The sequence below is a fragment of the Rhodococcus sp. BS-15 genome (assembly GCF_000813105.1).
In the GTDB taxonomy this organism is placed as follows: domain Bacteria; phylum Actinomycetota; class Actinomycetes; order Mycobacteriales; family Mycobacteriaceae; genus Rhodococcoides.
This window is the reverse complement of record NZ_BAOX01000244.1, coordinates 1-7,461: the sequence shown is the minus strand read 5'-3', so window position 1 is coordinate 7,461 and position 7,461 is coordinate 1. Positions and strand designations below refer to the sequence as shown.

Annotated in this window: 7 protein-coding genes and 1 pseudogene; 5 read left to right on the top strand and 3 right to left on the bottom strand. The window is 64.9% G+C overall.

The features are described from left to right. The coding region (locus RHBS_RS21240; RefSeq protein ID WP_128646387.1) for a hypothetical protein at window positions 1-447 on the bottom strand (447 nt) is incomplete at its 3' end. 227 nt (window positions 448-674) lie between these two features. Between RHBS_RS21240 and RHBS_RS21235 the strand changes: the two genes are divergently transcribed. From RHBS_RS21235 to RHBS_RS21220, 4 genes are all read left to right on the top strand, one after another. Next, window positions 675-1,850 carry a sensor histidine kinase gene (locus tag RHBS_RS21235; RefSeq protein WP_128646386.1) on the top strand — a complete coding sequence of 392 codons (1,176 nt, stop codon included), beginning with the start codon at window positions 675-677 and terminating at the stop codon, window positions 1,848-1,850. Window positions 1,851-1,860: 10 nt separating this feature from the next. After that, window positions 1,861-2,523, top strand: coding sequence for a response regulator transcription factor (locus RHBS_RS21230; RefSeq protein WP_121870197.1), 663 nt, complete (start codon window positions 1,861-1,863; stop codon window positions 2,521-2,523). A gap of 146 nt (window positions 2,524-2,669) precedes the next feature. Continuing rightward, window positions 2,670-3,011 carry an HPF/RaiA family ribosome-associated protein gene (locus tag RHBS_RS21225; RefSeq protein WP_128646385.1) on the top strand — a complete coding sequence of 114 codons (342 nt, stop codon included), beginning with the start codon at window positions 2,670-2,672 and terminating at the stop codon, window positions 3,009-3,011. 252 nt (window positions 3,012-3,263) lie between these two features. Further along, window positions 3,264-4,295, top strand: coding sequence for an ATP-dependent 6-phosphofructokinase (locus RHBS_RS21220; protein ID WP_032397750.1), 1,032 nt, complete (start codon window positions 3,264-3,266; stop codon window positions 4,293-4,295). Between the two features lie 23 nt (window positions 4,296-4,318). Here the strand turns inward: RHBS_RS21220 and RHBS_RS21215 are convergent, their stop codons facing one another. Beyond that, on the bottom strand, window positions 4,319-4,783 hold the full coding sequence (locus tag RHBS_RS21215) for an acyl-CoA thioesterase (RefSeq protein ID WP_170946068.1): 465 nt from the start codon (window positions 4,781-4,783) through the stop codon (window positions 4,319-4,321). A 94-nt stretch (window positions 4,784-4,877) separates the two neighbouring features. Here RHBS_RS21215 and gatB point away from each other — a divergent pair. Beyond that, window positions 4,878-6,390: pseudogene (gene gatB / locus RHBS_RS21210) on the top strand (Asp-tRNA(Asn)/Glu-tRNA(Gln) amidotransferase subunit GatB). Window positions 6,391-6,450: 60 nt separating this feature from the next. On the opposite strand, the gene RHBS_RS21205 reads toward gatB, so the two are convergent. Continuing rightward, a partial coding sequence (locus RHBS_RS21205) for a PQQ-dependent sugar dehydrogenase (RefSeq protein ID WP_128646384.1) occupies window positions 6,451-7,461 on the bottom strand: 1,011 nt, incomplete at its 5' end.

The following is a 7,461-nucleotide window of genomic DNA, read 5'->3' as shown; positions in this document are numbered from 1 at the left end:
CAGACCTGGCGAGGCCCCGTCATCGGGCCGGTCCGTGCAGGCGGCGTGCATGCGGCCTTCGAGCTGGGCATCGATCGATCTGCGCCACTGCGGGTCCACTGTCGTTCCTGTCGCAGCGGCGTACCGAATCAGGTCGTAGCCCAGATCGTGGGCCCTGCATGCGGAATCGAAGTCGGACGGCAGCGGAACGGGCGACGAACAGTCGCCGTGTGGGTTCTCTGCCATGTCGTCCTGCACCCGAGGCCGGTACCCCATCACCGACCCGAAGTCGTCGGGGATGGTCAGGGCGGCGGTGTCCGCGGACTCGGTGACCAGTGCGTGCACCGAGACCGCGACAGGTGAAGTGAAGTCGGCAGCGGGCGGTGTCGATGCTGCGCCGGTCGTTGCCGTCACCGCTACGATCGCTGCAGCCGTGCACATCACGGCGCGAGAAGTGTTCCTGTTCATGGCTTTCGACGCTAGGGAGCGATGTACCCGTCGAACATCGGACCGAAGTCTCGTTCTGCAGCGCCCGTAGAGGGCGTTCGGGGCGTGACCCGAGACCTCGGTAGTGGACCGAAGTGATACTCAGGTATGACGACCTGGTCGGCTCACACTCCTTAAGCTCGGTCCGTGCGTAAGAACAGAGCGACAGAACCCGGCACCGGCGTAGTTCGGCGTCGAGTGCGACTCGCATTGCCGGCTTCCGCTCGATCGACGTACTCATCGTGGCCGTCACGGCGGTGCTGTATTCGATCTCGTGGCCGACGTTGCCGTTGACACATGATGTTTCGGGACCGTTACTGCCGATCGTCGGCGCGCTCGCCGCGTTTCCGTTCGCGTTGATCCGCATCAATCCCGCACTGGGGTGGGCGGTCTCGGCGCTGTCCGCACTGGTGATTCCGGTGGCGTTCGATCGCGTGCCGGGCTACGACTATCCCTGGCAGGTAGTGCACATTCTCGTTCTGCTGTCGTTGTTGTTCGCCGTCGCTCTGCGCTCGCCGCCGTCGCTGCTGCTCGTGGCCTGGTTGTCCAGCGTGCTGGTGTTCTTCGCCTACGTGCCGGGCTCGGACGGCGTCGGCTGGTCGGTCGGACTGACCGCAGTCGTGGTGTTCGGACTGTTGATCCGCTGGCTCGTTCTCTCCCGCAGGCAGCTCGCGCAGCAAGAGGAAGTCAGTGAACTCGAGCGCACCCGACGCACCGTTCTCGAGGAGAAGGCAAAGATCGCCCGGGATCTGCACGACGTCGTTGCACACCACATGTCGATGGTCGTCGTGCAGGCGCAGAGTGCGCCGTATCGGCTCGATGACGTATCTGTCGCCGCAGCAAAGGAATTCGAGTCGATCGCAGTTACCGCACGGGAAGCGCTCAACGAGATCCGGGGGATGCTGGGGGTGCTGCGCAGCGACGGACAGCAGTGGCAGGACGCACCGGCACCGAATGCACTCGATCTCGAACGTACCCTGCAGGCGAGTCGCAAGGCAGGTATGGATGTGCGGTGGACTGTCACCGGTCCGGTCGATTCGATCTCCGACACAACAGGTTTGGCGCTGTACCGAATTCTGCAGGAGTCGCTGTCCAATGCTGCCCGGCACGCCCCCGACGCTGCGGTGACCGTCGACATCACGGTCGGGCCGAGCACGGTGGTCATGACCGTGGTCAATGCGCCGTCACCGAGCAAAAGTGTCGGACGCACCGTTGGAGCCGATACCGGTGGGCACGGGATTGCGGGTATGCGCGATCGTGCGCGCGCGGCGCACGGCTGGCTGCATGCCACCGCTCTGCCCGACGGCGGATTCGAGGTCGCGGTGCACGTTCCGAACGGCATGCCGATCTCGACGGCACCGGTTGTCCGGAACGATCTCGCCTAGGCTGTTGCGCGTGGCTACAACGGTGTTCATCGCCGACGACCAAGCGATGGTGCGGCAGGGGTTCGGTGCGCTTCTCGGTGCTCAGGCCGACATCTCGGTCGTCGGAGACGCCGACAACGGCAGGACCGCGGTCAGCGAGGTCGCCCGGTTGTTGCCCGACGTGGTGCTGATGGACGTTCGGATGCCCGAGATGAACGGTCTCGATGCCGCACGCGCAATTCTCTCTGCGTCACTTCCGTCGCCGGTGCGCATTCTGATGCTGACGACGTTCGACATCGACGATTACGTCTACGAGGCCCTGGCACTCGGTGCAAGTGGCTTTCTGCTCAAGGATGCACCGGCCGAGGAGTTGATCAGAGGTGTTCGGGTCGTCGCGGCAGGTGACGCGTTGCTGGCACCGTCGGTGACGAGACGGCTCATCGCCGACGTCACCTCCAGGCGGGGAGCGCGGCGACACACCTCTGGGCGTTTGAGCGATCTGACTCCGCGGGAACGCGAGGTTCTCGAACTCGTCGCCACCGGCATGTCCAACTCCGAGATAGCGGGTTCACTGTTCCTGGCCGAGCAGACCGTGAAAACGCACGTGGGCAAGGTTCTTGCGAAGCTCGGACTGCGCGACCGCGCCCAGGCGGTCGTACTGGCCTACGAGACCGGTGTCGTCACCCCGAAGTGAGGACCGAACGATACCGACGCGCGCAGCATCCCACGCCCGAGCTTGGGACATCTTTTGCCTCCCTCGGAAAGGACTATCGGCACTGCCGACATGATGTCGACCCTGGTTGAGTAAGGGACCTACCCGAGCCCAGGAGTTGCATTCGCATGGATATCCACGTTCGTACCGACGCCAATGTCGACATCACCGGTCAACTTCGAGAACGCATCGAAACAGATGTTGTGAGCGCCCTCGACCGATTCTCCGACCACCTCACGCGCATCGATATCAGCTTTCGTGACGAGAGCGCGGGCCGCGAGACCGCCGATGACATCCGGTGCTTGATGGAGGCCCGCCCAGCAGGCCAGGAACCCGTGACCGTCACCGCGTCGTCAGCTAGGGTCCTCACCGCTTTTGCCGAGGCGCTGGACAAACTTGAAACACTTCTCACCCATAAGTTCGGCAGGCTGGACGACAAGGACTCGCGCGAGACCATTCGCGGTCGCTGATACGCGCGGACGTCGGCCGCGCCTGTAGCGAACCCAGGCGCGCCAACGGCCGACCCGGGTGGTGCTCGCCCGATCGAGGCGAACAGCGAGCTGTACCCAGCTGGGCACAGCTCGTCACGAAACGGTTCGAAGGGTATCGACGCGCGCACGTCGAGACGGACGATTAAGGTGGCATTCGATATTGGGCTTCACCGAAAGAACGGTCTGTGGTTGTGCCGCAGGCTCCACTCCCTGTCAGAGAGGCGAAAATCGATGCGCATCGGAGTTCTGACCGGAGGCGGCGATTGCCCAGGGCTCAACGCGGTGATTCGCGCAGTCGTACGCACCGCGGACGCGCGGTACGGCTCCACTGTCGTCGGTTTCCAGGACGGATGGCGCGGGCTTCTCGAAGACCGTCGGGTGCAACTGCGCAACGACGACCGCAACGACCGGTTGCTCACCAAGGGCGGCACGATGCTCGGCACCGCGCGCACCAATCCGGATGTGTTGCGCGCCGGACTGGACCGGGTCAAGCAGACTCTCGAGGACAACGGCATCGACGTGTTGATCCCGATCGGTGGCGAAGGGACTCTCACCGCGGCAGCGTGGTTGTCGGAAGAGGGTGTGCCCGTGGTCGGTGTGCCGAAGACGATCGACAACGACATCGACTGCACCGACGTCACATTCGGCTTCGACACGGCGCTGACGATCGCCACCGATGCGATCGACCGTCTGCACAGCACCGCAGAATCCCATCAGCGCGTGATGCTCGTCGAGGTGATGGGTCGTCACGCGGGGTGGATCGCTCTGCACGCAGGCCTGGCGTCGGGTTCGCACATGACGCTCATCCCCGAGCAGCCGTTCGACGTCGAAGAAGTGTGCACGTTGGTACGCAAGCGTTTTCAGCGTGGAGACTCGCACTTCATCTGTGTCGTGGCCGAGGGGGCCAAGCCTATGGAGGGCTCGATGAAGCTTCTCGACGGCGGTATCGACGAGTTCGGCCACGTTCGATTCACCGGGGTTGCCCATCAGCTCGGTGTCGAGATCGAACGCCGCATCAACAAGGAAGTACGCACCACGGTGCTGGGCCACGTCCAGCGCGGTGGAACGCCGACGCCGTACGACCGCGTTCTCGCAACACGATTCGGCGTCAACGCGACCGATGCGGCCCATTCGGGAGACTTCGGCAAGATGGTCTCGTTGCGCGGCACCGAGATCGGCCTGGTGTCTCTGGCCGAGGCCACCAAGCAACTCAAGCGGGTACCGCAGACCCGATACGACGACGCCGCCGCGTTCTTCGGCTGACTCCGGTGCGACGGCGTGAGCCGTCAGATGCGACCGGCGGCCTCCTGGATTTCGGCCTCACGTTCCTCGGTCTCGCGGCGCAGTTCGCGTCGTCGCCGCGCTGCCTCGAAACGCTGAGCACCGACCTCGGTGGTCGGCGTCAACTGAGGCAGTGTCTTCGGCTTGCCGTCGTCGCCGATCGCGACCATGGTGAAGTAGCAACTGTTGGTGTGGCGTAATTCACCGCACTGAATGTTCTCGGTCTCCACTCGGATGCCGACCTCCATGGATGTGCGGCCGGTGTAGTTGACCGACGCAGAGAACGTGACCAGTTCTCCGACGTGGATGGGTTCGCGAAACACGACGCGATCGACCGACAGAGTCACGACGTAGGCCCCCGCGTAGCGACTGGCGCAGGCGTACGCCACCTGGTCCAGGAACTTCAGGATCGTGCCGCCGTGGACGTTGCCGGAGAAGTTGGCCATGTCGGGTGTCATCAGCACGGTCATGGCCAGTGTCTGCTTCTCTGGGGGAGTCACCCGTGCACGGTAACGAGTGCACGTGGTTACTCGCGCGTCGAATGCAATGCATAAACTACTGACCATGACTGCTGCAACCGTCGATTTGATCGATTACGACGATGTGCTCGCCAAGTTCGACCCCGTGTTGGGCATGGAGGTCCATGTGGAGTTGGGCACGGCGACCAAGATGTTCTGCGGCTGCCCCACCGAGTTCGGTGCCGAGCCGAACACGCAGGTGTGCCCGGTGTGCCTGAGCCTTCCCGGCGCGCTTCCGGTGGTGAACTCTGCTGCGGTGGAGTCGGCGATTCGGATCGGGCTGGCGCTCAATTGCTCGATCACCCCGTGGGGACGGTTCGCTCGCAAGAACTACTTCTACCCGGATCAGCCGAAGAACTATCAGATCTCGCAGTACGACGAGCCCATCGCGACCGAGGGCTACCTCGATGTGCTGCTCGACGACGGCAGCACGTTTCGAGTCGAGATCGAGCGTGCGCACATGGAGGAGGACACCGGTAAGTCGACGCACGTCGGCGGAGCGACCGGCCGCATCGAGGGCGCGTCGCATTCGCTGCTCGATTACAACCGTGCCGGTGTGCCGTTGGTGGAGATCGTGACCAAGACCATCACGGGAACCGGTGCGCGTGCGCCCGAGGTCGCACGCGCGTACGTCACCGCGCTGCGTGACCTGTTGAAGTCTCTGAACGTCTCCGACGTGCGGATGGATCAGGGCTCGTTGCGCTGCGATGCCAACGTGTCTCTGATGGCGAAGACGGCAACCGAATTCGGCACGCGCACCGAGACGAAGAACGTCAACTCGCTCAAGAGCGTCGAGGTTGCCGTTCGGTACGAGATGCGGCGTCAGGCAGCGGTTCTCGAATCGGGCGGAGAGGTGACGCAGGAGACTCGGCACTTCCAGGAGTCGGACGGCACCACCACCGCAGGCCGCAAGAAGGAGACCGCCGAGGACTACCGCTACTTCCCCGAGCCCGACCTTGCGCCCGTCGCTCCCGACGCGGCCTGGATCGAGGAGCTTCGGACGACGTTGCCCGAGCTGCCGTGGTTGCGCCGCGGTCGGATTCAGAAGGAGTGGGGCGTCTCCGACGAGGAGATGCGCGATCTGGTGAACTCCGGTGCGCTCGAGCTCGTCGCGGCGACGGTCGAGGCGGGTGCGTCGGCGCAGGCGGCGCGGTCGTGGTGGGGTGTCGTACCTGGCGCAGCAGGCCAACATCGCCGGGGTCGAACTGACCGATCTGTCCATCACTCCGGCTCAGGTTGCCGAGGTGGCCGCGTTGGTCGCCGACGGCAAGCTCAACAACAACGGTGCCCGTCAGGTGGTTGACGGGGTGCTGGCGGGTGAGGGTGAGCCTGCGCAGGTCATGGCGGCGCGCAATCTCGTACTGGAGAAGGACGACACCAAGTTGCAGGCCGCCGTGGACGAGGCGCTCGCAGCGAATCCCGGTGTGGTCGAGAAGATCCGCAGCGGCAAGGTTCAGGCCGCCGGTGCCATCGTCGGTGCGGTGATGAAGGCGACACGCGGCCAAGCCGATGCTGCTCGCGTGAAGGAACTCGTACTCGAGGCCTGCGGCCAGCCCTGATCACGACCGAGAAAGACTGCGGCCGAGCGCGATACGCGCTCGGCCGCAGTCGTCTCTCGTTCAGTCGAAGCCGCCTCCGCCGCCGCCGGGGAACGGCACCTTGACGACGCGGTCGTCGGTGGGTCCGACGGTCGGCCCGTTCTTGTTGACGGTGCCCACCAGGATCTGCCCATCGGCCGAACTCGTCGCACCGTTCAACTGGCCGTACTCGTCCTGGATGAGCAGTGTCGGTTCGGCCGAGACAGCTCCGGTGTTCGGGTCCGTGGTCAGTGCTGCAACAGCTTTGGCCGTCGTGAGGGCTACGGCCACTCCACCTGCGCCCGCTGCGCATCCGGCAACACCGGGACGGTCCGGCCACGTCCACACCGGGTTGAACACCGCGCCGAGAGTGTCGATGCGCTGCAGACGATCTTCGAGCGCTGTGCGGTCGGTGACGTAGATGTTTCCGGTGCCGTCGGTGCAGACGTCGCCCGCCGTACCGATGCCGCTCAGTGCGATCTGCGGTCGCGGTGGGTTCGTCGTCGGAGACAGTGAGGTAACCCGCAACAACTTGCCGGACAGGGAGTTCGGGCTCGCAGCCGCAGCTGGATCGCCGTTGTCGCCGGTGAGCACGAGTAGTTCGTTCGGTGTGTAGAAGTCGATCGCTCCGCGATTGCCCGCCGCGCCGCGGGGGATGCCGGTCAGAATGTCCTTGGGTACGTCGCCCTGAGCGAGTCGGACCACCCTGGTGTCCGCGGATGTGGTGATGAGGGCGTAGAGCAACCCGTCCTCGATGTACGTCGGAGACAGCGCGATGTCGAGAAGGCCGCCGTCACCGGTGCCGTCCACGTCGACTCGGGCCACCTCGACCGGCGTCCGGCCTGCAGCGACCTCCATGATGCGACCGGTGCGACGCTCGGCAACCAGTGCCGACTGTCCATCGGGGAGCGCGACGAGTCCGCCCGTGGTGTCCAGGCACGTCGCGATCACCGCCGAATCGGGGTCGACGCAGGGACCGGACGGCGGGGGGCGGTGCGCCCGGATCGGACGGCGGTGGCGTCTCGCTGGGGGGTGGTCGGCTCCAGTTCGGCC